23 protein-coding genes, 7 tRNA genes and 2 pseudogenes are annotated in these 24,745 nt (G+C 71.7%); 21 read left to right on the top strand and 11 right to left on the bottom strand.

All coding sequences use genetic code 11. The features are described 5' to 3' along the window. Positions 1-201 precede the first annotated feature (201 nt). From BJ961_RS24495 to BJ961_RS24485, 3 genes and pseudogenes are all read left to right on the top strand, one after another. Complete coding sequence (locus BJ961_RS24495; RefSeq protein WP_271414951.1) at positions 202-384, top strand: hypothetical protein; 183 nt, start codon at positions 202-204, stop codon at positions 382-384. A 298-nt stretch (positions 385-682) separates the two neighbouring features. Continuing rightward, positions 683-1,611, top strand: a pseudogene (locus tag BJ961_RS24490) (phosphotransferase family protein). Positions 1,612-1,712: 101 nt separating this feature from the next. After that, positions 1,713-2,003: a TFIIB-type zinc ribbon-containing protein gene (locus BJ961_RS24485; protein ID WP_271414950.1), complete on the top strand. Its 291-nt coding sequence runs from the start codon at positions 1,713-1,715 to the stop codon at positions 2,001-2,003. Positions 2,004-2,108: 105 nt separating this feature from the next. On the opposite strand, the gene BJ961_RS24480 is transcribed toward BJ961_RS24485, so the two are convergent. From BJ961_RS24480 to BJ961_RS24460, 5 genes are all read right to left on the bottom strand, one after another. After that, a tRNA-Val gene (locus BJ961_RS24480) sits at positions 2,109-2,180 on the bottom strand. Positions 2,181-2,199: 19 nt separating this feature from the next. After that, a tRNA-Val gene (locus tag BJ961_RS24475) sits at positions 2,200-2,271 on the bottom strand. Between the two features lie 36 nt (positions 2,272-2,307). Further along, positions 2,308-2,379: transfer RNA gene (locus BJ961_RS24470), tRNA-Val, on the bottom strand. A gap of 1 nt (position 2,380) precedes the next feature. Further along, positions 2,381-2,454, bottom strand: a tRNA-Cys gene (locus BJ961_RS24465). A gap of 37 nt (positions 2,455-2,491) precedes the next feature. Further along, positions 2,492-2,564 (bottom strand) — tRNA-Gly (locus tag BJ961_RS24460). 177 nt (positions 2,565-2,741) lie between these two features. On the opposite strand from BJ961_RS24460, the gene BJ961_RS24455 reads away from it, so the two are divergent. The 3 genes from BJ961_RS24455 to BJ961_RS24445 are packed head-to-tail and all read left to right on the top strand — an operon-like array spanning position 2,742 to position 5,500. Then, complete coding sequence (locus BJ961_RS24455) at positions 2,742-3,806, top strand: chorismate-binding protein (protein ID WP_271414949.1); 1,065 nt, start codon at positions 2,742-2,744, stop codon at positions 3,804-3,806. Then, entirely contained in the window at positions 3,803-4,624 is an 822-nt protein-coding gene (locus BJ961_RS24450; RefSeq protein ID WP_271414948.1) for an aminotransferase class IV, read from the top strand. Before BJ961_RS24455 ends, BJ961_RS24450 begins: the two co-directional genes overlap by 4 nt. A gap of 51 nt (positions 4,625-4,675) precedes the next feature. Beyond that, complete coding sequence (locus BJ961_RS24445; RefSeq protein ID WP_271414947.1) at positions 4,676-5,500, top strand: GNAT family N-acetyltransferase; 825 nt, start codon at positions 4,676-4,678, stop codon at positions 5,498-5,500. A 306-nt stretch (positions 5,501-5,806) separates the two neighbouring features. Here BJ961_RS24445 and BJ961_RS24440 read toward each other — a convergent pair whose 3' ends face one another. Next, positions 5,807-6,331 carry a DsbA family protein gene (locus BJ961_RS24440; protein WP_271414946.1) on the bottom strand — a complete coding sequence of 175 codons (525 nt, stop codon included), beginning with the start codon at positions 6,329-6,331 and terminating at the stop codon, positions 5,807-5,809. Between the two features lie 192 nt (positions 6,332-6,523). Between BJ961_RS24440 and BJ961_RS24435 the strand changes: the two genes are divergently transcribed. Beyond that, positions 6,524-6,985, top strand: coding sequence for a hypothetical protein (locus BJ961_RS24435; protein ID WP_271414945.1), 462 nt, complete (start codon positions 6,524-6,526; stop codon positions 6,983-6,985). 198 nt (positions 6,986-7,183) lie between these two features. After that, positions 7,184-7,363 (top strand): hypothetical protein, encoded by a 180-nt coding sequence (locus BJ961_RS24430; RefSeq protein ID WP_061445723.1) that lies wholly within the window; start codon positions 7,184-7,186, stop codon positions 7,361-7,363. An 86-nt stretch (positions 7,364-7,449) separates the two neighbouring features. Here BJ961_RS24430 and BJ961_RS24425 read toward each other — a convergent pair whose 3' ends face one another. Further along, positions 7,450-8,010, bottom strand: coding sequence for a CGNR zinc finger domain-containing protein (locus BJ961_RS24425; RefSeq protein WP_271414944.1), 561 nt, complete (start codon positions 8,008-8,010; stop codon positions 7,450-7,452). Positions 8,011-8,288: 278 nt separating this feature from the next. Further along, positions 8,289-8,702, bottom strand: coding sequence for an SsgA family sporulation/cell division regulator (locus BJ961_RS24420; protein ID WP_004002642.1), 414 nt, complete (start codon positions 8,700-8,702; stop codon positions 8,289-8,291). Between the two features lie 191 nt (positions 8,703-8,893). Between BJ961_RS24420 and BJ961_RS24415 the strand changes: the two genes are divergently transcribed. The 9 genes and pseudogenes from BJ961_RS24415 (at position 8,894) to BJ961_RS24375 (ending at position 14,733) form a co-directional block, all read left to right on the top strand. After that, entirely contained in the window at positions 8,894-9,346 is a 453-nt protein-coding gene (locus tag BJ961_RS24415) for a TIGR02611 family protein (RefSeq protein ID WP_271414943.1), read from the top strand. Between the two features lie 78 nt (positions 9,347-9,424). Then, a tRNA-Val gene (locus tag BJ961_RS24410) sits at positions 9,425-9,496 on the top strand. A 459-nt stretch (positions 9,497-9,955) separates the two neighbouring features. Beyond that, positions 9,956-11,257, top strand: a complete 1,302-nt coding sequence (locus BJ961_RS24405) for an ABC transporter substrate-binding protein (protein WP_271414942.1) — start codon at positions 9,956-9,958, stop codon at positions 11,255-11,257. Continuing rightward, positions 11,257-12,255, top strand: coding sequence for a carbohydrate ABC transporter permease (locus BJ961_RS24400; RefSeq protein WP_271414941.1), 999 nt, complete (start codon positions 11,257-11,259; stop codon positions 12,253-12,255). Before BJ961_RS24405 ends, BJ961_RS24400 begins: the two co-directional genes overlap by 1 nt. Then, positions 12,252-13,163 (top strand): carbohydrate ABC transporter permease, encoded by a 912-nt coding sequence (locus tag BJ961_RS24395; RefSeq protein ID WP_271414940.1) that lies wholly within the window; start codon positions 12,252-12,254, stop codon positions 13,161-13,163. The genes BJ961_RS24400 and BJ961_RS24395 overlap by 4 nt, the downstream gene beginning before the upstream one ends. A 12-nt stretch (positions 13,164-13,175) precedes the next feature. Continuing rightward, complete coding sequence (locus BJ961_RS24390) at positions 13,176-13,775, top strand: hypothetical protein (RefSeq protein WP_271414939.1); 600 nt, start codon at positions 13,176-13,178, stop codon at positions 13,773-13,775. A gap of 217 nt (positions 13,776-13,992) precedes the next feature. Next, positions 13,993-14,124: pseudogene (locus BJ961_RS24385) on the top strand (exo-rhamnogalacturonan lyase family protein); the annotation flags it as partial. Positions 14,125-14,163: 39 nt separating this feature from the next. Beyond that, positions 14,164-14,622, top strand: coding sequence for an SRPBCC family protein (locus BJ961_RS24380; RefSeq protein ID WP_271414937.1), 459 nt, complete (start codon positions 14,164-14,166; stop codon positions 14,620-14,622). Between the two features lie 39 nt (positions 14,623-14,661). Further along, positions 14,662-14,733, top strand: a tRNA-Val gene (locus tag BJ961_RS24375). A 97-nt stretch (positions 14,734-14,830) separates the two neighbouring features. On the opposite strand, the gene BJ961_RS24370 is transcribed toward BJ961_RS24375, so the two are convergent. Further along, the gene (locus tag BJ961_RS24370) at positions 14,831-15,556 is read right to left on the bottom strand and encodes a 3'-5' exonuclease (RefSeq protein WP_271414936.1); all 726 of its coding nucleotides are present in this window, start codon (positions 15,554-15,556) and stop codon (positions 14,831-14,833) included. Positions 15,557-15,727: 171 nt separating this feature from the next. On the opposite strand from BJ961_RS24370, the gene BJ961_RS24365 reads away from it, so the two are divergent. The 4 genes from BJ961_RS24365 to BJ961_RS24350 all read left to right on the top strand — a co-directional run bounded on the left by BJ961_RS24365 (position 15,728) and on the right by BJ961_RS24350 (position 20,371). After that, the gene (locus BJ961_RS24365) at positions 15,728-16,294 is read left to right on the top strand and encodes a DUF4365 domain-containing protein (RefSeq protein WP_271414935.1); all 567 of its coding nucleotides are present in this window, start codon (positions 15,728-15,730) and stop codon (positions 16,292-16,294) included. Next, a complete protein-coding gene (locus tag BJ961_RS24360) occupies positions 16,291-17,547 on the top strand; it encodes a hypothetical protein (RefSeq protein ID WP_271414934.1) in 1,257 nt (418 codons plus the stop codon). The genes BJ961_RS24365 and BJ961_RS24360 overlap by 4 nt, the downstream gene beginning before the upstream one ends. 137 nt (positions 17,548-17,684) lie before the next feature. Continuing rightward, positions 17,685-19,661, top strand: coding sequence for a threonine--tRNA ligase (gene thrS, locus BJ961_RS24355; protein ID WP_271414933.1), 1,977 nt, complete (start codon positions 17,685-17,687; stop codon positions 19,659-19,661). Between the two features lie 149 nt (positions 19,662-19,810). Beyond that, entirely contained in the window at positions 19,811-20,371 is a 561-nt protein-coding gene (locus tag BJ961_RS24350) for an HIT family protein (protein WP_271414932.1), read from the top strand. Between the two features lie 93 nt (positions 20,372-20,464). On the opposite strand, the gene BJ961_RS24345 is transcribed toward BJ961_RS24350, so the two are convergent. After that, a complete protein-coding gene (locus tag BJ961_RS24345) occupies positions 20,465-22,120 on the bottom strand; it encodes a hypothetical protein (protein WP_271414931.1) in 1,656 nt (551 codons plus the stop codon). 254 nt (positions 22,121-22,374) lie between these two features. Beyond that, complete coding sequence (locus tag BJ961_RS24340) at positions 22,375-24,582, bottom strand: elongation factor G-like protein EF-G2 (RefSeq protein WP_271414930.1); 2,208 nt, start codon at positions 24,580-24,582, stop codon at positions 22,375-22,377. Positions 24,583-24,745 lie beyond the last annotated feature (163 nt).

The raw sequence follows: 24,745 nt of genomic DNA, 5'->3' as shown, positions 1-24,745 counted from the left end.
CCACCCAGGGGAGTACTCGGCAGGTCATGGCTCATCCTCCTGGAGGCCCGGCAATCGGTACGAGGGCATGACGTCGGGCGATCGCCCGACGCATAGATTTGAGGTCAAGCGGCGGGTGCAGCACTCGTCCCCCGAGGTCAGACACCCGCCGCTGCAACGGGACAACGAGCACGAGACAACGAAACGGTCAGGAGAGGGACCATGGCCCAGACGGTTCCGCGGACGCCGGTCCGCACACGGCAAAGCCGCCGTCAGGGCCGTCGCCACCCCGCGGTGGCGACGCTCATGGCCCTGCCCCTGGCGGTCCTGCTCCTCCTCGTCTTCGACGGGTGGGAGACAGTGGCCACACAGGCGTCGTCCGTGGGTGTGGTGCTGGGGCGCTGAGCGGCGACCCCAGGCCCGGAAGAGCGGTCCGGGCGGGGACATCCATCCATGAAACCCCGTGGGGACGGGGGTGCGGCGGACGGCAAAATGCCGGCGCAGCTGGGGAGCTGCGCCGGCATTGCTCTGCCCACCCGGACGCCCACACCGGCCCCCTGCCCGGACGACGGCCCCCGCCGGTACGCATGGCCCGCCGCCGCGTTTCATCCGGCGGGTACGGCTCCTCCCTCTCCGCGGCGGCCCCCGTGCGGATCGGTGGCGACCGGGAGCGGCGACCGCACCCCTGCGTACCCTCACCCACGTGACAACGGACGCCCTCCTCCCCGCCCTCGAGGCCCGCGCCAGGGCGACGGCGCATGCCCGCACCCCGGCCTGCCCCTGCGGCGCGGGCACCCTCGCCGACCGCCCCGACGCCACCGTCGTCCGGCACGCCGGCACCGTCGCCAAGGCCCACGCGGCGGACGCCGACCCCGCCGAGCTGTCCCTCCGTGTCACCGCCGCCGCCCGGCTCCCCGGCGTGCTCCTGCCCCCGCTCGCCCCGGCGCCCGTCGTCCTGCACGGGAGGCTCGTCACCCAGTGGCCCTACGGCGCCCCCGTGGACCCGGCGGATCCGGACGCGGCGCCGTGGGAGGCCGCGGCCACCCTCCTCGCCCGCCTCCACCGCACGCCGCCCCCACCGCCGTACCGCCCATGCGCGGCCCCGCGAAGGCGGCCCTGGCCGTGAACCGCCTCCGGGACACCGCACCCGGCCACCCGGCCACCGCACCCGTGCTCGCGGCCTGGGCCGCCCTGCCCGCCTGGGCGCGCGGCGAGGCCCCCATGGCGGACACGGCCACCCTGTGCCACGGCGACCTCCACCTCGGCCAGCTCATACGCCACCCCGCCCCCGAAGGACCCTGGCTGCTGATCGACGTCGACGACCTGGGCACCGGCGTCCCGGCCTGGGACCTGGCCCGCCCGGCCGCCTGGTACGCCTGCGGGCTGCTCCCGCCCGACGCGTGGCACCGCTTCCTCACCGCCTACCGCGCCCGCGGCGGCCCCGCCGTTCCTGCCGACGGCGACCCCTGGCCCGCCCTGGACGTCCCGGCCCGCGCCCTCACCGCGCAGACCGCCGCCCGGGCCGTCACCAAGGCGGTCCTCGCGGACCGGGCGCTGGACGAGGTGGAGCGGTCCCTGGTCGACGCCTGCGCGCGGATGACCTCCGTCCGCCCCGCCGCCCCGGCCGGTTGAACCGAAGTTCCGCGAAGTAGGGTGCAACCGACCCGCGGTGGGACAGAGTCTGTCCTGGCGATACGCGAAGCAGGACCGACCGGCGAGGAGTTGAGCCGAGCATGCAGTGCCCCAAGTGCCACGCACCGATGCACACCTACAACCGCAACGGCGTTCAGATCGAGCAGTGCAGCGGTTGCCGCGGGATCTTCCTCGACTACGGTGAGCTGGAGTCGCTGACCCGCCTGGAGGCCCAGTGGGCCCAGCCCGCTCCGCCGCCCCCGCCCGCCGCACCGCAGGCGTACCCGGCCCCCGCCCCGCAGGCCCCCGCCTGGGGCGCCCCGCACGGCGGTCACGGCCACTACGGCCACCACCGTCAGAAGAGCTTCGGGCGCATGCTCTTCTCCAGCTGATCCGCCGAGTGCGGGTCCGGCCCGTCCGGCCGGATCCGCGCACGACGAACTCCGCGCACGACGAAGCCCCCGACCGTACGAGACGGTCGGGGGCTTCGGTGAGTGTGGACGATACTGGGATTGAACCAGTGACCTCTTCCGTGTCAGGGAAGCGCTCTCCCGCTGAGCTAATCGTCCGGGTGATGCTGGTGCTGCGTGCGCGATACTGGGATTGAACCAGTGACCTCTTCCGTGTCAGGGAAGCGCTCTCCCGCTGAGCTAATCGCGCGGGGATCCTTGCGGACCGGTGATCCTTGCGGATCAGTGGACGATACTGGGATTGAACCAGTGACCTCTTCCGTGTCAGGGAAGCGCTCTCCCGCTGAGCTAATCGTCCTTGGAGGTGGAGACGGGATTTGAACCCGTGTAGACGGCTTTGCAGGCCGTTGCCTCGCCTCTCGGCCACTCCACCAGGAGTGCAGGGGCCCGGGAGGCCCCCATGTCCTGCGAGCGGACGACGAGGCTCGAACTCGCGACCTCAACCTTGGCAAGGTTGCGCTCTACCAACTGAGCTACGTCCGCCTGTCGGTTCGGTCCGCTTGTGCGGCCCGGCGACGTGATGAACTCTAGCGGATTCCCGGGCCAGCACAAAAACGCGTTTGTGCAGCGTGCTGCGGTGCGCCCGCCCGCGGACCTGGTCAGGGCACCCGGAAGGACACGTTCGGGTCACCTCGGGGCCACCGGCCTAGACTCGACGGCGTGCTCGACCTCCCGCCCCTCGCCCGCTTCGGCGACCGCCTCGCCACCGGTCTCCTCGACGTCACGAGCGACCCCGCCGCTCTCGAATCCGAGGGGTTCTGGGCCGTCAGCGCCGACTTCGAGGGCCGCCTGACCTGCGCACGCTTCGCCGAAGTACGGACGGAGCCGGTACCCGCGCCCGCGCCGGGGGCGTGGCGGGGCCCGGCCGTCGGCGACTGGACGTCCTCGCTCGACCGCGCCGCGTACACGACGGCCGTAGGGCGCATCCGCGCGCACATAGCCGCCGGCGAGGTCTACCAGGCCAACCTCTGCCGGGTGCTCTCGGCGCCCGTCCACCCCGGCGCGGACGTGGACGCGCTCACCGCCCTGCTGGCCCGCGGCAACCCGGCGCCGTACGCCGGAACGATTCGGCTGCCGGGGCACGGCGTCGAGATCGCCACCGCGTCGCCCGAGCTGTTTCTGCGCCGGGACGGCCGCACGGTCGAGTCCGGGCCGATCAAGGGCACCGGGCGGACCGAGGCGGACCTCCTGGAGAAGGACTACGCCGAGAACGTGATGATCGTGGACCTGGTCCGCAACGACCTGGGGCGGGTCTGCGCCACGGGCACCGTCACGGTCCCCGACCTGTGCGCCGTCGAGAAGCACCCCGGCCTCGTCCACCTGGTGTCCGCGGTGCGCGGCGAACTGCGCGCCGGGACCGGCTGGCCCGAACTCCTCGACGCGGCCTTCCCGCCCGGCAGCGTCACCGGCGCTCCCAAGCCGAGCGCCCTGCGGATCATCGACGCGCTGGAGACCGCGCCCCGCGGCCCCTACTGCGGGGGCGTCGGCTGGGTCGACGCCGACCGGGGCACCGGCGAGCTGGCCGTCGGCATCCGCACCTTCTGGATCGACCGGGGCGCCGACGGGGCCGCCGGACGGCTGCGCTTCGGCACCGGCGCAGGCATCACCTGGGGCTCCGACCCCGACGGCGAGTGGCGGGAGACCGAACTGAAGACGTCCCGGCTGCTCACGGTAGCGTCGGGGGCGTACGAGGCCACCGGAACTGGAGAGGCACTGGCGACGTGAAGATCTGGCTCGACGGCGGGTTGCAGGACATCGCGTCCGCCCGCGTCTCCGTCCTCGACCACGGGCTGACCGTGGGCGACGGCATCTTCGAGACGGTGAAGGCGACGGACGGCAGACCGTTCGCGCTGACCCGGCACCTCGACCGGCTGACCCGCTCGGCCCGGGGTCTGGGCCTGCCCGACCCGGACCTCGACGAGGTGCGCCGCGCCTGCGCCGCCGTCCTCGAGGCCAACCCGATGCCGCTCGGCCGGCTGCGTATCACCTACACCGGCGGCCACGGCCCGCTCGGCTCCGACCGGGGCGAGCACGGGCCGACCCTCGTCGTCGCCCTCGGCGAGGCCGCCCGCCGCCCCGACTCCACGGCCGTGATCACCGTGCCGTGGACCCGCAACGAACGCGGCGCGCTCACCGGCCTGAAGACCACCTCGTACGCCGAGAACGTCGTCGCCCTCGCCCGCGCCCGCGAACGGGGTGCCACCGAGGCGCTGTTCGGCAACACGGTGGGGCAACTGTGCGAGGGCACCGGATCCAACGTCTTCGTCGTCCTCGACGGCGAGATCCACACCCCGCCGCTCGCCTCCGGCTGCCTCGCCGGGATCACCCGTGCCCTGGCCGTCGAGTGGACGGGAGCCCGCGAGACCGACCTCCCGCTCGACGTCCTGGACCGCGCCGACGAGGTGTTCCTGACCTCCACGCTGCGGGACGTCCAGGCCGTGCACCGCGTCGACGACCGTGAACTGCCGGGCGTCCGGGGACCGGTGACGTCGAAGGCCATGCGGATCTTCGAGGAGCGGTCCGGGGACGACCTCGACCCGTGACCCGCCGATATTCGGCTGCCGTCGCGGCTCCCGGTGGGTAGAACTGCCGTGATGACCACGACCCTGCGGCCGACCGAGCCGCTCCAGCGCGCCGCCGACGGAACCCGTACACGCTATTACCAGGTGTGCGTGAACAGCCGCCCCGTCGGTGTGCTGCACCTCGGCACCTCGCCCGCCCTCGGCGACTCGGTGGCCGTGATCCGCGAGCTGCGCATCGACGAACCGGACCGTCGGCGCGGCCGGGGCACGGTGGCCGCGCTCGCCGCCGAGGAGGTCGCGCGCGGCTGGGGCTGCCGGCAGATCGAGGCGGGCGTCCCCGGTGACACCGAGCCGGGTGTACGGCTCGCACAGGCGCTCGGCTACGCCCTGCGCAACCGCACCATGACCAAGCCCCTCGGCGACACCCCGCCCGCCCTGCCCGCGGGCAGCCGCGCACGGCCCATGACACCGGAGGACTTCACCGCCTGGCAGGCTTACGAGTCGGAGCAGTACGCCAGGACCTGGATCGAACGGGGCGTGCCCGAGGCCGACGCGTACGCCAAGGCCCGCCGCGATCACGAAGTGCTGCTGCCCCGCGGGCTGGACACCGAGAACATGCTGTTCCGCGTACTGGAACACGAGGGCGAGCGGGTCGGCATCCTCTGGCTGGCCCTGCGGGAGGACCGGGCCTTCGTCTTCGACGTCGAGGCCGACGCGGCCCACCGCGGCCGGGGACACGGCCGGACCCTGATGCTGCTGGCCGAGTCCGAGGCGATCACCGCCGGGCGGCCGCTGATCGGCCTCAACGTCTTCGCGGGCAACACCGCCGCCGAGCGGCTCTACGAGTCGCTCGGCTACGGAACCACGCGGTACGGCTACTTCAAGCCGCTGCTGTGACCGCGCGCGCCCGGCACCGGACCGCGCCCACTCGGTGAAGCGGGCCCTACCCGCTCCGTGACCCGGGCATGTCCGCCAGGTCATCCGGACCGCGCCCGCGCCGTGGATCGGGAACCGGGGACATGCCCGCTGGGTGAAGCGGGCCGCACCCGCTCCGTGGACCGGGGACATGCCCGCTCGGTGAACCGGGCCCCGCGCTCGCCCCGCGAACCGGGCCGCGCCCGACCCGTGGACCGGGAACCGGGGACATGCCCGCCTCGAGAACCGGGCCGCGCCCGCCCATGAACCGCCGCCGGACCCGGCCCCTCAGCCCCGTCCCTCGGTCAGCAGCCGGTCCGCGATCTCCTCGACGCGCTCGCGCAGCCCCTCCTGGCTCTTGCCGCCGTCGAGACGCTCCCCGTCGATCACGTACGTGGGGGTTCCGGTCACGCCGATCGCCTTGCCCTCGGCCTGGTCGGCGTCGACGATCAGGATGTGCCGGCCGTCGATGAGCGCCGTGTCGAACTCCTCCGCGTCCAGTCCCAGCTCCCGGGCCACCTCGACCAGGAAGGGTTCGCCGTCGCGGTCCAGCTCCGCGACCCGGTCCAGCACGGCCTCCGCGTACGGCCAGCCCCGACCCTGGGCCGCGGCCTCCTCGGCGGCCTGCGCTGCGGCGAAGGAGTGCTTGTGCTTCTCCAGCGGGAAGTGCCGCAGCCGCACCTCCAGGCGGTCGCCGTAGCGGGCGCGCAGGGCACGGAGGTCGTCCAGGGCGGTGCGGCAGTCCGGACACTGGAGCTCGCACCAGACGTCGAGGACGGGCACGACGGGGCGGGCGGGGGAGGAGTCGCTCATGCCCCCATCCTCCCAGCCCACCGGACGGCACCCCAACCGGCGTCGTACTCGGCGCACCGGCACCTCCGGAGGAGCCGACCCGGAGATCTCCCTGATCTCGGGGGCCGCGGCATGGCCTCACGGCGGGGGGACGGTGCAGGATGGAAGGGACGAAGCAGCCATGCCCGACCGAGCCCAGCCCTGGAGGACCGGATGATTGCCGAGACCGTCTGCTCCGCGGTGTCCGCGGCGGGCCTGGGCATCGCGGCGGTCACCGCGTACCGCAGGCGTTTCCTCACCGCCGCCCGTGTCGCCGCCTACTCGCTGGTCCCGATCGGCCTGGTGATGACCGGGGTCGTCGAGTGGCTGGCCGACACCGCCTTCAGCCCGGTGGCCTGGGCCGGCTTCGGAGTGCTGGGCGTCGCCTGGGTGCTCTTCATGACCACACGCGCGGTGGAGCGCCGCCGCGGTGGCACCCGCAAGGAGCGCAAGGCCGCCCGGGCCGCCGCACAGCGTGACGCGGTGGCCCCGGACGCCTCCGCGCCCTCCCTCGGTTCGGGCTCCCGCCCGTCCGCCGATCCCGCGCGACCCGCGGCCCGGCCGGCGAAGGCGCCGCGGGGCGGTGACGACGACTTCAGCGACATCGAGGCCATCCTCAAGAAGCACGGGATATGACAGCGGGCGCCGTCCCGCACCCCATCGACACCGCACCGAATCGACACGGCCCCGCAACGACACAGCGGTCCCAGGCCGACAGTCCCCGCTCCGGAATGATCACGATCCGACCGGAGATTGCGACATTCAACGAACTCCCGGTCGTCACGGGCGTGTTGATCGCGCAGGCCACGCCCGCTGCGTCATCATCGCGGCGAGATGCCGGACACCACTCAGCTGGATTCCCAGCTGGACACGAGACAGAGCGAAACCGCGCGGACGCAGGACGAACCACGCGGCTGCCTCTTCGCCCTTTCCCAGCCACCGCTCATGATCTTCCTTGCGGTGATCGGGTGTCTGCTGCTCATGGCTTCGTTGCACGATCTGCTGTTGCTGTGAGCCGTACCCGCGCTCCCCGGCGCCACCCGCCGGGGGCCGCGTCGCCCTCCGTGCACCGGCGGCGGCCGTTCGGTCCGTGAACGGCGTCAGCCCGCCGCCTCCTTGCGCCGGGCCCGGTAGGCCGCCACGTGCAAGCGGTTTCCGCAGGTGCGACTGTCGCAGTACCGGCGCGAGCGGTTCCGGGAGAGATCGACGAAGGCCCGTCGGCAGTCCGGCGCCTCGCACCGCCGCAGCCGCTCCTGCTCCCCGGCGACCACGAAGAACGCCAGGGCCATCCCGCAGTCCGCGGTGAGATGGTCCGCGACGGAGGCGCCGGGCGCGAAGTAGTGGATGTGCCAGTCGTAGCCGTCGTGGTCGGTGAGCCGGGGCGTGGTGCCGGCGGCGGCGACCAGGTCGTTGATCAACCCCGCGGCGGTCCGGGCGTCGGGGGCGGCGAAGACCGCCGCGAACCGCCCGCGGACCCTGCGCACCGCCGAGAGATCGAGCGCCGAGAGCACTCCGACGTCGCTGATCTCATGCGTTCCCACGAATTCCTGCAGGGTCGCGACGTCCGGCAGCCCGTCCGGAGCCGATTCGTCCTCCGGCACGGTGTTCACCAGATCCACCACGGTGTCGAGCGCGCACCGGGTGTCGTGGGTGATCAGCACGTTTCGCTCCCTGGCCTGGGGGTCGGGCGGGCGCCCGCCGATGCTGGCCGATGGTAGTGGCTCCGGCGGCGGGCGAATCGGCCGTGATCCTCTCCCGGCCGTCGGTTGCCTCTACAACGGTGACCGGCCGGCCTTCGTTCCCCGAGGCGTCGCACACGACGGCGCCGCCGCCGCGGAGGTCCGCGGCGACGACGCCGGTGTGTGCCGTATGCGGTTGTCCGAGCCCGTGCCGTCACCCCGAGTCGACGGCGACGGGCGGCTTCACGCGGGGCCCCGCCCTAGCTTTCCGCCAGGATGTGCGAGAGCTCCTGATCGAGATCGAAGTGCCGGTGCTCCGTGCCGGGGGGCACGGCGGCGTCTGTGCGCTTCAGGAAGGACTCCAGGGCCCGCGCCGGGGCCTCGAGCAGTGCCTCGCCCTCCGGGGAGCTGAGAGCGATGCACACGACGCCCTGGCCGTGACTGCGGGACGGCCAGACACGGACGTCGCCGGTCCCGGTGGGACGGTGGAGACCTTCGGCGAGGAGGTCGCGGGCGAACACCCACTCGACGGTCTCCTCGGCTCCGGTGTGGAAGGTGGCGTGCACGGCGTAGGGGTCGGCCGTGTCGTACCGCAGGCCTGCGGGGACAGGCAGGGAGGACTCGCTCGACACAACGAGGCGCAGGTGCAGCTCGCAGCTGACCGTGGTGTTCATAAGCGCCAGGGCCTTTCGCTCAGTGTGCGCTCGGGGATTCGCACGTCGGCGAAATCGACATGCCACCTACGGTGCCGTTGTAAACCCCTCTGAGTGTTTTGCGTGTGTTTACGTAACTCTTCCGGCCGAGAGATCGTTCGGGTCGTACGCCCATTCCGGTGACAGGTTTCGCTCCGGTAGTGTTTGGCCGTATGAACACGGGGAGTAACAAGCCCGGCGAGGCAGCCGTGGCGGCAGACCGTACGGGGACGGACGAGGCCACGGCCGAGCGGGCGCTCGGTTCGCGGGCACCGGAATTCGTCAAGGCCCGCCGTGCCCTGCACCTGAGCTGGCAGGTCGGCGTCTTCGTCGTCGGACTCGCGGTCGTGGTGGCCGGTGTCGCCATGCTGGTGCTGCCCGGGCCGGGCTGGGTCGTGATCTTCGGCGGCATGGCGATCTGGGCGACCGAGTTCGTCTGGGCCCAGCTCGTCCTGCGCTGGACCAAGCGCAAGGTCACCGAGGCGGCGCAGCGTGCCCTCGACCCCAAGGTGCGCCGCCGGAACATCATCCTGACCTCGATCGGGGTGGTGATCATCGCCGTGCTGGCCGGGATCTACCTGTGGAAGTTCGGCCTTGAACTGCCCTGGAAGATCAAGGACCAGTGAGCGCCCGCGGGGGTGCGCCGTCGCGGCCCCCGCTGGTCACGGGCGCCCCTGACATGGGGTAATGTTCTTCCTGCGTCCGGGCGATTAGCTCAGTGGGAGAGCGCTTCGTTCACACCGAAGAGGTCACTGGTTCGAACCCAGTATCGCCCACCGGATCATCAGGCGGCCCGGCTCACGATCGTGAGCCGGGCCGCTTTGCCGTGCGGGTGCGAGTGCGGGAGCGTGCGGGTTCGCACCGGCGTACGGGCGCGCGGGGCCGTGTACGGCACGCGGCCGAGTGCGGGGGATACCTGCGCGTGTCCGCCCCGCTGGCCGACGCGTCCCGTGCGGGCATTCCGCTTGCGCCGTGTTCATCCAACCGTGACCTTCGGCTGTGCGGCCCTCCGGGTGGCCGCCGGCGTTCGACCGGTCGGTCGCGCCATGCCGACCTGGGTGTTTCCCCGCCCCTCCGAACGGCTCGCCGGGAAGGACGGTCTTGACCGGTCGCGCCCCCGCCCGGCAATTCCTGTCCGAATCATTGACGCGCCCCCGGGCCCTTCGTACCTTGTGCCAGCAAGCGCTTACTTGAAACGATTCATGTGGCGATCGCGATGTCGCGGGGAGGCTCGTATGCAGCAGGGCGGGAATGCGGAGCGGCAGGCCGGGAGGCGGACGGTCCTCAAGGCGGCCGGGGCCTCGCTGGCCGTCGCGGGCCTGGGGGCCACGGCCACCGCGTGTGGCGGCGGCAGCGGCTCGGGGGACGGAACGGTGACGATCCGTTACTCGTGGTGGGGTGCCGAGGACCGGGCGGAACGCATCAACAAGACCATCGCGCTCTTCGAGAAGAAGTATCCGAAGATCAAGGTCAAGACCGACTTTCAGCCGTATACGGACTTCTGGAAGAAGTTCAACACCCAGGCATCCGGAGGAAATCCGCCGGACGTCTTCCAGAATGCCATCGGGTTTCTCCGCAAATACGACGCCAAGAATGTCCTGCTCGACCTGGGCGGACAGGTGAAGGCGGGAAACCTCTCCATGGACGGATTCCGCGCGGGACTGGAGAAGTTCGGCGAGATCGACGGCAAACTCCTCGGCGTGCCCGTCGGTTCGAACTCCATGGCCCTGGTCATCGACAAGCCCGTCTACACCCGGGCCGGTGTCAAGCCGGAACAGGGCTGGACGTGGGACGACTTCGACGCGGCGATGACGAAGGTCCGCGACAGGACCGGTCGCGCCGGGGACAGCGGAATGTACGGCGTCATGTACCTCTACGACCTGTACCTGCGCCAGAACGGCAAGGCCTTCTTCACCGAGGACGGGCTCGGCTTCACCGAGGCGGACCTGACCTCGTGGTGGACCAAGGCGGAGAAGGGGGTGAAGTCCGGCCTGTTCGCCGACGCCAAGAAGGTCGCCCAGATCAAGCCCAAGTCGGCGCTCTCCGCGGAGTTGGCCGGCAGCGAGTTCACCTGGGACAACTTCACCGTCCGCTACACCTCCGAGGGCAAGAGCGAGTACGGGCTCGCGCCGATCCCCACCACGGACGGCAAGCGGACCGGGCAGTACCTCGGCTCCCTGATGCTCAGCGGCTACAAGCGCACCGAACATCCCAAGGAGGTCGCCCAGTTCATCGACTTCATGGTCCACGACCCCGAGGTCGCCAAGATCATGGGCTACGACCGGGGCGTCCCCACGACGCAGGCCCAGTACGACGCCTACGAGCCGACCGACCCGGTCAACAAGGCCATCGCCGCCTACGAGGAGTCGCTCGTCGCGGCCGGCGTCCTGGAGCGGATCACCCCGCACCCGAACGGGGCCGACATCTGCGAGGCCGCGTTCCTGCGCATCGCCGAGGAGATGGCGCTGGGGTCACGGTCCGTCGAGGAGGCCGTCAAGCAGTTCTTCACCGAGTCGAAGACGGCACTCGCCGGCTGATGGGAAGCGCCGTGACACACGCCCCCGCGCCGGAGGGCCGGGCGGACCCCGAGCCGCGGCACGGCCCGGTGAAGTCCCCGCGCCCCGCCGGGCTGAAACGGCGGGGCCGCCGGGAGAACCTGGCCGGCTACCTCTTCATGTCCCCCTGGATCGCCGGATTCCTGCTGCTGACGGCCGGCCCGATGGTCGCCTCGCTCTACTTCGCCTTCACCGACTACAACCTGTTCGACGCACCCAGGTGGATCGGCCTGGACAACTTCTCCGAGATGTTCGGCGACCCGCGCTGGCGCCACTCGGTCAGGATCACCCTCTGGTACGTGGTCGTCGGCACGCCGGTCAAGCTGGTCGCGGCGCTCGGCGTCGCCCTGCTGCTGGCCCAGAAGCGGCGCGGACAGGCCTTCTACCGGGCCGCGTTCTACGCGCCGTCACTGATCGGCGCGAGCGTGTCCGTCGCCATCGTGTGGAAGGCGATCTTCTCGGACGACGCCGTCGTCGACCGTACGCAGCAGCTCTTCGGGATCGACGCCGGCGGCTGGACCGGCGACCCGGAGCTGATCATCTACAGCCTGGTGGCGCTCACCGTCTGGCAGTTCGGCGCCCCCATGGTGATCTTCCTGGCCGGTCTCAAGCAGGTGCCGCGCGAACTGTACGAGGCGGCCGACGTGGACGGCGCGGGGAAGGCGCGGCAGTTCTGGAACATCACCCTGCCGATGATCTCCCCGGTCCTCTTCTTCAACGTCCTGCTGGAGACCATCCACTCCTTCCAGATCTTCAGCTCGGCCTACATCGTCGGCGGCGGCGCCGGAGGCAACGCCTGCGGTCCCGCGGACGGCACGATGGTCTACACCTGCTACCTGTACGTCCAGGGCTTCGAGAACAGCCGCATGGGCCTGGCTTCCGCCATGGCGTGGATGCTGCTGGTCGCCGTCGCCCTGGTCACCGCCGTGCTGTTCTGGTCCCAAAAGCGCTGGGTGCACTACGAGGAGGGCGCCCGATGAGCGCGCGGGCCACCGACGCCATGCCGACCGCGAATGGTACGCCGCCCCCGTCCGGCAGGGCGGCCGCGCTCCGGCGCCGACTGCCCGGGTCCCTCGCCTGGCATCTCGGGTCCCTGGCGATCCTCGCGGTGATCCTCTACCCGGTGCTCTGGGTGATCGGCGGCTCCTTCAAGGAGAGCGGCGACATCGTCGGCAGCCTGGACCTCTTCCCGGGCGACCCGATCACGTCCAACTACACGAGCCTCGCCGACGGCATCGCGGACATCTCGATCTCCACGTTCTTCTTCAACTCGCTCTTCCTCGCGTTCGGTTCGGTGCTCGGCATCGTGGTGTCCTGCTCGCTGACCGCCTACGCCTTCGCGAAGATCAGGTTCGCCGGCCGCAACCTGCTGTTCACGCTGATGATCGGCACGCTGCTCCTGCCCTACCACGTGCTGCTGATCCCGCAGTACGTGCTCTTCCGCAACCTGGACATGATCAACACGTACACCCCGCTCCTGCTGGGCAAGTACCTGGCCACCGAGGCGTTCTTCGTCTTCCTGATGGTGCAGTTCATGCGCAACCTGCCCAGGGAACTGGACGAGGCGGCCCGCCTCGACGGCTGCGGGCACCTGCGCATCTACTGGTCGATCGTGCTCCCGCTGTGCCGGCCCGCCCTGATCACCAGCGCGATCTTCACCTTCATCAACTCCTGGAACGACTTCATGGGCCCGCTGATCTACCTCAACGAGCCGAGCAAGTACACCGTCTCCCTCGGCCTGAAGATGTTCGTGGACCAGGAGGGCCTCGCCAACTACGGCGGCATGATCGCCATGTCGCTCGTCGCCCTGCTGCCGGTCCTCGCCTTCTTCCTGGCCTTCCAGCGCTATCTCATCGACGGCATGGCGACGTCCGGCCTGAAGGGCTGAGGTGAACCTCCGATGACCGAAGCGCGTGCCAAGGCCCGTCCGGAACCGGGGGAGTCCCGGCTCGCCCGGGGCTTCGCCCTGTTCGCCGAATGCCTGCTCACCGGCGTGTGGATCGCGGTGGCGGCGCTGCCGCTGGTCACCTACCCCGCCGCCTTCGCGGCCGGCGCCCGGCACCTGGAGCGCCGGCTGGCCCACGAGCGCGGCGGAATCCGGGAGTTCACGGCCGACTTCCGGGCGGCGGCACGCCGCGGGTGGCTCGTCGGGGCCGCCGGCTGGGCCGCCCTCGCGGTGGTCTGGGTCGACGTACGGGCCGTACGGGACGGCCTGCCCGGCGGCCCGGTGGTCGGCGCCGTCGGCGTCCTCGCCCTGATCGGCGCGGCCGTCGCGGGACTGCGCGCGGCGGCGGACTGGCACCCGGGTGCCTCCTGGCGGTCGCTGCTCGCGCAGGCGGGCCGTCGTACCGTGCTCGACCCCGCCGGCTCCTTCCTCCTCGTCGGCGGACTGGCCGTCGTGGTCTGCTCCGCCTGGTTCAGCGCACCGCTGGCGGTCGCGGCCCTGGGCGCCGTCGCCGCGGCGGCCGTCGCCGTGGAGGAACGCCACCGACGCCGCTGACCGGCAGGTCCCGTGCGAAGCGAGGCGGCCCCGGGGCGGGGCCGCCGTCCTACGCAGACCGGTGCGGTGCCGCGGCTCCGCCCCTCCGCTGCACTGTCATGCCCTTGACAGCCACGATCCCGTCCCACGCACCTCGCACGGCTCTGCCCTCGACACACCCCGCACATCCGCACGGAAAGGAACGGTCATGTCCCCCGTCCCCCGCGGGTCCCTCCTCACCGAGAAACTGAACGGACCCGCCACCCTGGTCCCGGGCGGCGAGGCCACCTGGGTCTCCACCAACGACACCGCGCTCTACGGCCTCGCCGCCATCGAGAACCTCGCCCTCCTGGGGGACAGGATGCCGTAGCGGGCCCGTGCCGGACGCGGACGCGGGCACACTGAACGGGTGGACTGGAACCATTACCGCTTCCGCAGCCTGTGGCCGCTGCCCGCCCCCGCCCCGGACGTCTACCGCGCCCTGGAGCGGATCGAGGACTACCCCCGCTGGTGGCCGCAGGTGCGCGAGGTCACCCGGCTCGACGACACCAGCGGCGCCCTCCGGTTCCGCTCGCTCCTCCCGTACGACCTCACCGCGACCGTGCGGGAAGGCCGCCGGGACCCGGCCGCGGGGGTGCTGGAGGTCGCGATGAGCGGAGACATGGACGGCTGGGCACGCTGGACGGTCGCCCCCCGCGGCTCCGGCACCCTCGTCCGCTACGACCAGGAGGTCGTCGTGCGCAAACCGCTGCTGCGCCGCCTGGCGGTGCCCGGACGCCCCCTGTTCCGCGCCAACCACCGCCTCATGATGCGGGCCGGACGGCAGGGGCTTGCCGCCCACCTGGCAGGCGGCAGGCAAGCGGTTTGATGGAAGCACGCGGCGCCCTGTATGGTTCAGTGCGTTCCCGGGCGATTAGCTCAGTGGGAGAGCGCTTCGTTCACACCGAAGAGGTCACTGGTTCGAACCCAGTATCGCCCACGCTCGAGACAGCGACGTGTGTCCGCGGAAATCGCGGACCACGTCGCTTCGTCGTTTCCGCGCGGCATCACCGCGCGCAGTGGGGGCTCCGCCGAGGTCACGCCGCCGCGGGCAGCTCCGGTCGCAGCGGCCAGGCCGGGTCCACCGCCTCCTCCGTGCCGTTGAGCGCGAACCACGCCTGCAGCCCACGCGCCTGACCCGCGTGCCACACCGCCTGCAGGGTGTGCAACTCGGCGGGGGAGAGGCGCTCGAGTCGCCCCTGGAAGCGGCGCCCCACCGCCCGTACCACCTCCAGCGCCGCCTGCGCGTCGGCCGCCGCCTCGTGCGCGCCCTCCAACTCCACGCCGTAGTGCGCGCACAGGTCGGTCAGGGTGCGACGGCCCTTGCGGTAGCGGTCCAGATGCTTGTCCAGCACACGCGGGTCCAGGACCTGCAGCGGCGTCCGCTCCAGCCACCGGCCCAGCGACGAGGCGCGGTGCCGGCGCAACTCACGGTCCAGCAGCGTGAGGTCGAACGGCGCGTTCATCACCACCAGCGGCCGACCCGCACGGGCCTGCTCGGTCAGCGCCTCGGCTATCTCGTACATCACCGGCGCCGGCCACCGCCCGTGGCGCTGCACATGCTCCTCGGTCAGCCCGTGCACCGCCGTCGCCGCCTCCGGCACCGGCACGCCCGGATTCACCAGCCACCGGGTCACCCGCGGCCGCAGCCCCGGCGCGTCCTGCACGACGAGAGCCGCCGACACGATCCGGTCGGTCTCGGTGTCCACACCCGTGGTCTCCGTGTCGAAGGCGGCCAGCGGCCCCTCGAACCAGCTCGTCATAGGGCACTCAACTCCTCGTCCGCGCGCGGCGGCTGACGCGCCGTCCCTTGTCCCGGTTCGGTGATACCCGGGCTGTTTGCGCCGTACGCCGGAAGGACACAACAGGAGTACGGGTCTTTGCAGTTCACAGACCCGCAGCGAGGACACACCAGTTCTGGAAGGCTGTTGGTCATGGCCATCGCGCAGCCCGAACGGGGCGGGCTGCTGCCGGAGCGCACGGCGCCCGCACGCGGCTCTCTCGCCACCACCGCCTGCATGGAGACCCTGCAGGTCGGCTACCTCCACGCGGTCGCCGCCGCGGCGGGCTGCTCACTCTCCCAGCCCTTCCCGGACAACGGCATCGACTGGCACGTCAGCCACAGCGCCCCCGGGCACACGGTCGACGACGAGGTCACCGTCAAGGTGCAGCTCAAGGCCACGTACCAGATCGCGCCGAGCCCACCCGGCCGCTTCTTCTCCTTCACCCTCGACAACGACCACCTGACGAAGCTCGCCCGCACCCCCGTCTCGGTGCACAAGATCCTCGTCGTGATGATCGTCCCCCGGGCCCGGGACCACTGGCTGCGCGCCGGCCACGACCGGCTCGACCTCAGGCACTGCTGCTACTGGACCAACCTCGCCGGACATCCGGTCACCGGCCGGCGGCGCACCACCGTGCGGATTCCGACCGCACGGATCTTCGACGACCGGGCGCTGTGCGAGATCATGACGCGGGTCGGGACGGGAGGGACACCATGACGCACCGCCCGACCGGCGAACCCCTCAGGCCGGTGCGGCCGCACCCGGCCGACACCCTCGGCGGCACCGCGAGCGCCGACCGCACACCCGAGCCCGGCACCGTCGACCCGGCCGTGCTGGCCGCCCTGCTCCACCGGCACGGCTGGCGGCGGCGCGGCGGCGCCCCGGGCCGCTACGGCCGCTGGACCCCGCCCGGCCCGGCCGCGGGCGCCACCAGCCTGCTCGTGCCCGTCAGCCGCGCCTTCCCCGACAGCGACGACCTGCTCGGCGAGGCCCTGCTCGCGCTCTCCCGCAGCGGCACGCCCACCGCCCGGGAGATCCTCTTCTCCCTCGCCGTGCCCAGCGACGAGATCCGCTGGGCACGCGACGTACCCGCCGGGCCCGGCGACACGGCGTCCTGGACCACGGAGGAGCAACTGCGCTCCGCCGCCCGCCGGATGCTGCTCGCCGGTGCGCTCGCCACCCGCGCGCGAGCGGGCTACTACGGCGCCCGGCACCGGCACGCCGCCGCCGCGGCCCTGGAGAACGTCCTGGTGAGCCCCGCCCCCGGCGGCCGCGACCTCACCGCGTTCCTGCCGGTCACCGTCGCCCGCCCCCTCGCCGTACGCCTCCACCAGGCCCTGTACGCCGCCCGGGAGGCCGTCGACTACCGGCGAGCCACCGGCGGCACGGAGGCCTTCGACTCGGCCGTCGCGGCGGGCGTCAGTCACGAGCTGACCGAGGCGCTCGTCGCCCTGGTCCGGGGCACGGAGGGCGCCCGGATCGCCGTCGCCTGGGCACCGGCCGCGGGCGTCCCCGACGGCTGCGGCGCCCTCACCGAACCCGTCGAGTTCTCGCCCGGTGACCTGCCCGCCCTGCGTGAGGCCGCCACCCGCTACCGGCGCGCGGAACCCTCCGTGCCGGTACGGCTCACCGGCACCGTCGTCCGGATGCGCCGACCCGGACCGCGCGGCCCGGGCACCGTACGGCTGCGGGTGCTCGCCGGGGCCGAGGTACCGCACGTACGGATCGCGCTGGACGAGGAGGCCTACCGGATCGCCGGGCACGCCCACCTCGTCGGGCTGCCGGTGCGGGTGCTGGGACGGCTGGAGAGCCGGGGCGGGTTCCGGCGGCTCACCGGCGCCTGCGAGATCACCCCCGTACAGGTCGACGACGCGGAACGCGACCGGCTGCTGAAGGCCGTCCAGGAGCATGTGGAGGTGGCGGCCCTCTTCGAGGAGGCCTGCGGCGACGGAGGGGACTGCCGGGACTAGCGGGTGTCGTCCGGAGCAGGCCGGCTTCGGCGGACGGCGCCCCTGGTTTCGCGGTGCACGGGCCCGGGTCGGTACGATCGCCCCCATGCGTGCGCTCCGGTATGGCGCCGCGGACCCACTTCAGTCAGGAGAGACCGGTGTCAGACGTCCGTGTGATCATCCAACGCGATTCGGAGCAGGAAGAACGCGTGGTGACGACGGGCACTACGGCCGCCGAGCTCTTCGCCGGCCAGCGCTCGATCATCGCGGCGCGGGTGGCCGGTGAGCTGAAGGACCTCGCCCACGAGGTCAAGGACGGCGAGACCGTCGAGGGCGTCGAGATCTCCTCCGAGGACGGCCTGGACATCCTGCGCCACTCCACCGCGCACGTCATGGCACAGGCCGTGCAGGAACTGTTCCCCGAGGCCAAGCTGGGCATCGGCCCGCCCGTCAAGGACGGCTTCTACTACGACTTCGACGTCGAGAAGCCCTTCCACCCCGATGACCTCAAGGCCATCGAGAAGAAGATGCAGGAGATCCAGAAGCGGGGGCAGAAGTTCTCCCGCCGCGTGGTCACCGACGACGAGGCCCGTGAGGAACTCGCCGACGAGCCGTACAAGCTGGAGCTGATCGGCCTCAAGGGCTCCGCCTCCCACGACGACGGCGCCGACGTCGAGGTCGGCGCCGGCGAGCTGACGATCTACGACAACCTCGACGCGAAGACCGGCGACCTGTGCTGGAAGGACCTCTGCCGGGGTCCCCACCTGCCCTCGACCCGCAACATCCCGGCCTTCAAGCTGATGCGCAACGCCGCCGCCTACTGGCGCGGCAGCGAGAAGAACCCGATGCTCCAGCGCATCTACGGCACCGCCTGGCCCACCAAGGACGAGCTGAAGGCGCACCTGGAGTTCCTCGCCGAGGCCGAGAAGCGCGACCACCGCAAGCTCGGCAGCGAGCTGGACCTGTTCTCCATCCCGGAGCAGATCGGCTCCGGCCTCGCCGTCTTCCACCCCAAGGGCGGCATCATCCGCCGGGTCATGGAGGACTACTCGCGGCGCCGCCACGAGGAGGAGGGCTACGAGTTCGTCTACACCCCGCACGCGACCAAGGGCAAGCTCTTCGAGACCTCGGGCCACCTGGACTGGTACGCCGACGGTATGTACCCGCCCATGCAGCTCGACGAGGGCGTGGACTACTACCTCAAGCCCATGAACTGCCCGATGCACAACCTGATCTTCGACGCGCGCGGCCGCTCCTACCGTGAGCTGCCCCTGCGCCTGTTCGAGTTCGGCACCGTGTACCGGTACGAGAAGTCGGGCGTCGTGCACGGCCTGACCCGGGCCCGCGGCTTCACCCAGGACGACGCGCACATCTACTGCACCCGCGAGCAGATGTCGCAGGAGCTGGACAAGACCCTCACGTTCGTCCTGAACCTGCTGCGCGACTACGGCCTGAACGACTTCTACCTGGAGCTGTCCACCAAGGACCCGGAGAAGTTCGTCGGCACCGACGAGGCATGGGAAGAGGCCACCGAGACGCTGCGCCAGGTCGCCGAGAAGCAGAACCTGGAGCTGGTGGCGGACCCGGGCGGCGCCGCGTTCTACGGCCCGAAGATCTCCGTCCAGGCGCGCGACGCCATCGGCCGCACCTGGCAGATGTCGACCATCCAGCTCGACTTCAACCTGCCGGAGCGCTTCAGCCTGGAGTACACGGCCGCGGACGGTTCCAAGACCCGCCCGGTCATGATCCACCGCGCGCTGTTCGGCTCCATCGAGCGCTTCTTCGCGGTGCTCCTGGAGCACTACGCGGGCGCGATGCCGCCCTGGCTCGCCCCGGTGCAGGCGGTGGGCATCCCGGTGGGGGACGCGCACGTCGAGTACCTGGAGAAGTTCGCCGCGGCGGCCAAACAGAAGGGCCTGCGGGTGGAGGTCGACTCCTCCTCGGACCGTATGCAGAAGAAGATCAGGACGGCCCAGAAACAGAAGGTCCCGTTCATGATCATCGTGGGTGACGACGACATGAACGCGGGTACGGTGTCGTTCCGTTACCGCGACGGCTCGCAAGAGAATGGCATCCCGCGTGACGAAGCCCTGGCGAAACTCGTTGACGTCGTAGAGCGCCGCGTGCACGTGTGATTGCTCCCCGCGACAGCGGGGATGGCCCCAAGATTCGCACGCCTCACAAGCACAAGGTGCCGTGCTCCCCGCCGAAGCGGGGCTTCAGGCCCCCGGGAACTTCCCGGGGGCCTTCTCCGTCGCAGCACGCGACGCCATATGCTGCACACATGACGAGTGAGCCGGAGCAGCAGCTGGGGGTGGGGACGCCGGACGCTTTCCAGCGTCTGTGGACGCCCCACCGGATGGCGTACATCCAGGGCGAGAACAAGCCGAGCGGCCCGGGTGCCGACGACGGCTGCCCCTTCTGCTCGATCCCGGCCAAGTCCGACGAGGACGGTCTGATCGTCCGGCGTGGCGAGCACGTGTACGCGGTGCTGAATCTGTACCCCTACAACGGCGGTCACCTGATGACCGTGCCCTACCGTCACGTCGCCGACTACACCGAGCTGAACGCCGTGGAGACCGCGGAGCTGGCCGAGCTGACCAAGCAGGCGATGACGGCTCTGCGTGCGGCCTCAGGGGCCCACGGGTTCAACCTGGGGATGAACCAGGGCACCGTGGCGGGCGCGGGCATCGCCGCCCACCTGCATCAGCATGTGGTGCCTCGCTGGGGCGGCGACACGAACTTCATGCCCGCGATCGGCCACACGAAGGTGCTGCCGCAGCTGCTGGGGGACACCCGCAAGATGCTCGCGGAGGCCTGGCCCTCCAGCCCGTCCGGCGTTTGAGGACGAGGCCGTCCAGGCCGAGGCGGGGGCCTGGGGGCGGCAGCCCCCAGGGACGCCACCCCAACCCGACACCCCCGCCCGACCGCCGGAGGCCTACGCGTCGTAGACGTCCGCCTTCTTCGGCGTGGCCTCCTGCACCGCCCCGCTCAGGCCGCCCGCGCGCGCACCGAACTTCTCCGTGTCCACGCCGTTCTCCTTCAGCACCTTGATCGCCGCGGAGTGCACCGCCCGCAGCACCGGCGTGGCCGCCCGCAGCGCGTCGTCGGCCATGAACCGGTGCCGCCAGGGACGGTCCGCCCAGGCGTGCCGCACGCCGAAGGGCTCCGGCAGCGAGAGCTTGCCGCCCAGCCAGTACAGCAGCGGCGGATACCAGGTCAGCGGTGCCCGCGCGGTCAGCCGCACCACCTCGTCGGTGTCGACCAGCGGCAGCTTCACCGTGCGGGTCTCCCAGAACCTGACCGACTTCTGGACCTGCTTCTCCTTGGCGGCGGGCTTGCTCGTGAACAGGCCGTGCACCGGCCCCAGGGCGTGCCCCGTGACCTCGATGCGCAGCGTCTCGTGCAGCACCGTCACCGTGATCAGCATCGAGATGACCAACTGGCCGTCCCACAGCGTCCACTGCACGCCCAGGTAGTGCCGGTCGCCCGCGCCGAACTGCTGCTTGTCGCAGATCTCCTGTATGGCGTGCTGCTTGACCTGGTACGCCTCGACGTCGGTGCCGTCCGGCCGGGACACCGAGTCGGCGTTCTCACCGATCGGGGTCACGATCCAGTGCCGCACGGTCGGCTTGGGGAAGCCGCCGGTGTGCAGCGGGCCGCGCTCCAGCATGCGCAGCCGGTCGTGGATGGCCTTGATGACGTCCCAGCTGCGGAACGGGTTGATCTCCCGGTCCGGGTCGACCGGAACCAGCTCCTCGGCGAGCTGCCAGTTGCCCCAGCGGGTGCCCATGCCGAGTATCCCCTTGGGACCGGCGTAGAAGACCGAGTTGGACTGCTGCTCGGCGCTGAGCCGGGCCAGCGACTGCCGCAGCTCCTCGGCGGCCGTCTCGCCGGGGCTGCTCGGCACCGCCTCGGGCACCTTGGCGCCCACGCCCGCGCCCGACAGGAGGCCGCTCCAGCGCTCCCGCAGGTCCCGCGCCGTGCGCTCGCAGATCCGCTTGGCCCAGAACCAGCCGATCACCGGGGCGACGACGCAGGCGCGCGCGTACCAGGCCCAGAAGCCGCTGAACGGCATCTTGAGCAGGAAGAGCACGGCGAGAGCCGCCATGGCGAGCAGCAGGGCGGTGGCGAGCGCGCCGGCCCGCTTGTCCTCGCGCTTGGAGACGGTGAGGCGGATCTGGAAGACGAGCAGCCAGACCAGCAGCCCCGGCAGGAAGAGCACCCCGCACAGCACCATCACGGCACTGAGCCAGTTGTCCCGGTCCCGGCGTATGCGGTGGGCCGCGAGGCTGTGCTCCACGACCACCTGCGGCTGGGTGCCGAAGGACTGGATGAGCGGGGCACGCCCGGATCCCAGCATCCGGTCGATGATCGCCCGGGAGAACGCCTCGCCCAGATTCGGCCGGAACAGCTTGATGCGTGGCTTGCTCACGGACGACTTGTGCCACTCGCTGTTGGCCTTGAGTATCTCGTCGGCCTCATTGTCCCGGTAGGCGGCCGAGGCCAGCGCGAAGGTGGCCGTCTGGCCGCCGTCGTCCGTACGCGGCACCTGCGGTCCGAAGAAGTCCGCGTAACCGCCGTCAACGGTCATTCCCGCCCCCGATCGCCACCACTGTCGCTCCTGCGGCCTTCCCGACTTCCCTGCCCCGCACACCTGTTGATCTGGTCATCAGCGTATCCGCCACCGCCCGCACACGTCACGGGACGGCCAAAGGCGCTCCCGTACGCGCGGGTTGGACCGTCTCGTGCGCCGTCGTACGCCGCAACGGCCCGCTCGCGGCACGGGTCCCGGGCGTCCCCGGCCGCGGGCCCTGCGGGCTGTCCGCGGCGGTCGTCCGGACGGCGCTACGACGCCGCCCCCACCTCCTCGCGCAGCCGGTCCGCGACCCGTGCCGGCATCGGTTCGTGCCGGGCGTAGCGGCGGTCGAAGCGCGCGGTGCCGTGCGACAGGGAGCGCAGGTCCACCGCGTAGCGGCCGATCTCGATCTCGGGCACCTCGGCCCTGATCAGGGTCCGGCCGCCGCTGGTCTGCTCGGTGCCCAGCACCTTGCCGCGCCGTCCGGACAGGTCGCTCATCACCGCGCCCACGTAGTCGTCGCCGACCAGCACGCCCACCTCGGCCACCGGCTCCAGCAGATGGATCCGCGCCTCGGCCGCGGCCTCCCGGAGCGCCAGCGCGCCCGCCGTCTGGAACGCCGCGTCGGAGGAGTCCACCGAGTGCGCCTTGCCGTCCAGCAGCGTGACCCGTACGTCGATCAGCGGGTGGCCCGCGGCGACGCCCTTGGCGGCCTGCGCGCGTACGCCCTTCTCGACGGACGGGATGAACTGCCGGGGCACCGCGCCGCCGACGACCCGGTCCACGAACTCGATGCCCGAGCCGCCCGGCAGCGGCTCCACCTCGATCTCGCAGACGGCGTACTGGCCGTGCCCGCCGGACTGCTTCACGTGCCGCCCGCGCCCGGCGGCCCGGCCGCCGAACGTCTCGCGCAGGGAGACGCGGTGGGGTACGACGTCGACCTGGACGCCGTAGCGGCTGCGCAGCCGTTCCAGCGCCACGTCCGCGTGGGCCTCGCCCAGGCACCACAGGACCACCTGGTGGGTGTCCTGGTTGTGCTCCAGGCGCATCGTCGGGTCCTCGGCGACCAGCCGGGCCAGCCCCTGGGAGAGTTTGTCCTCGTCGGGTTTGCTGTGCGCCTCGATGGCGAGCGGCAGCAGCGGGTCGGGCATCTCCCAGGGGGCCATCAGCAGCGGGTCGTCCTTGGCGGAGAGCGTGTCGCCGGTCTCCGCGCGGGTCAGCTTGGCCACGCAGGCGAGGTCGCCCGCGATCACGTGCGTGACCGGCCGCTGCTGCTTGCCGAACGGTGTCGACAGGGCGCCGATCCGCTCGTCGGCTTCGTGGAGGGCGCGACCCTCGTGTCCGCGGTCGGCCAGGCCGTGTCCGGAGACGTGCACCGTCTGGTCGGCGCGCAGGGTGCCGGAGAAGACGCGGACCATCGAGATCCGGCCGACGTACGGGTCGGAGGACGTCTTGACGACCTCCGCGACCAGCGACTCCTCCGGATCGCACATCCGCAGTTCGCGTCCGGCGCCCCCGGGGATGGTGACCCTGGGGGCCGCGCGCTCCAGGGGCGTCGGGAAGCCGCGCGTGATCAGTTCCAGGAGTTCGACCGTGCCCAGGCCCTGCCGGGCGCCCTCGGCGGCGGGCGCGGCGGCCAGCACCGGGAAGAACACCCCGCGCGCGACGGCCCGTTCCAGATCCTCGACGAGCGTCCTGACGTCGACCGGCTCGCCGCCGAGGTAGCGCTCCATGAGGGTCTCGTCCTCGCTCTCCGAGATGATCCCCTCGATCAGCAGGGAGCGGGCCTCGTCGAGCTGCGGCAGCCGTTCCTCGCCGGGTTCGGACTCCGCGCGCTCGCCGGACGCGTAGTCGAACAGCTTCCGCGTCAACAGCCCGACCAGCCCGGTCACCGGCGCGTGCCCGTCGGGGGCGGGCGGGCCGTGCAGCGGCAGGTACAGCGGCAGTACGGCGTCGGGGTCGTCGCCGCCGAAGGCCTCCGCGCAGACCCGCGTCATCTCGTCGAAGTCCCCGCGGGCGGCCTCCAGGTGGGTGATCACGATGGCGCGCGGCATGCCGACGGCGGCGCACTCCTCCCAGACCATGCGGGTCGAGCCGTCCACCCCGTCGGAGGCCGAGACGACGAAGAGGGCCGCGTCCGCCGCGCGCAGACCGGCCCTCAGCTCACCGACGAAGTCGGCGTACCCGGGAGTGTCCAAAAGGTTGATCTTGATGCCGTCCCATTCGACCGGCACCAGGGAGAGCTGCACGGAGCGCTGCTGCCGGTGCTCCATGTCGTCGTAGTCCGAGACGCAGCCGCCGTCCTCCACGCGGCCCGCCCGGTTCACCGCCCCCGCCGTCAGCGCGAGGGCTTCCACCAGGGTCGTCTTGCCCGATCCGGAGTGGCCGACCAGCACCACGTTCCGTACGGACGTGGGGTGATCGGCCGCCGTCGCCCTTCCGGCGGCTCCGGGACGGGTGTGTGCCTTGTCGCCCATGTCCTGCCTCCCGTGCACGGTGAGGTCGTCGGGGGCGCGGACACGCGGGACCGCGTGCACTGGCGGCTCCGGCGACGCCCGCGGTCCTTCGAGCTTTCCACTCCCGTCACCCCGCGTCCATACGAAGGACCCGATCCCGCCGCCCCGCGGTCCGCCCGCGGCG

Source organism: Streptomyces lienomycini (assembly GCF_027947595.1).
Lineage (GTDB): Bacteria > Actinomycetota > Actinomycetes > Streptomycetales > Streptomycetaceae > Streptomyces > Streptomyces lienomycini.
Note: the sequence above shows the minus strand (reverse complement) of the source record. Positions and strands in the feature narration are given on the sequence as shown.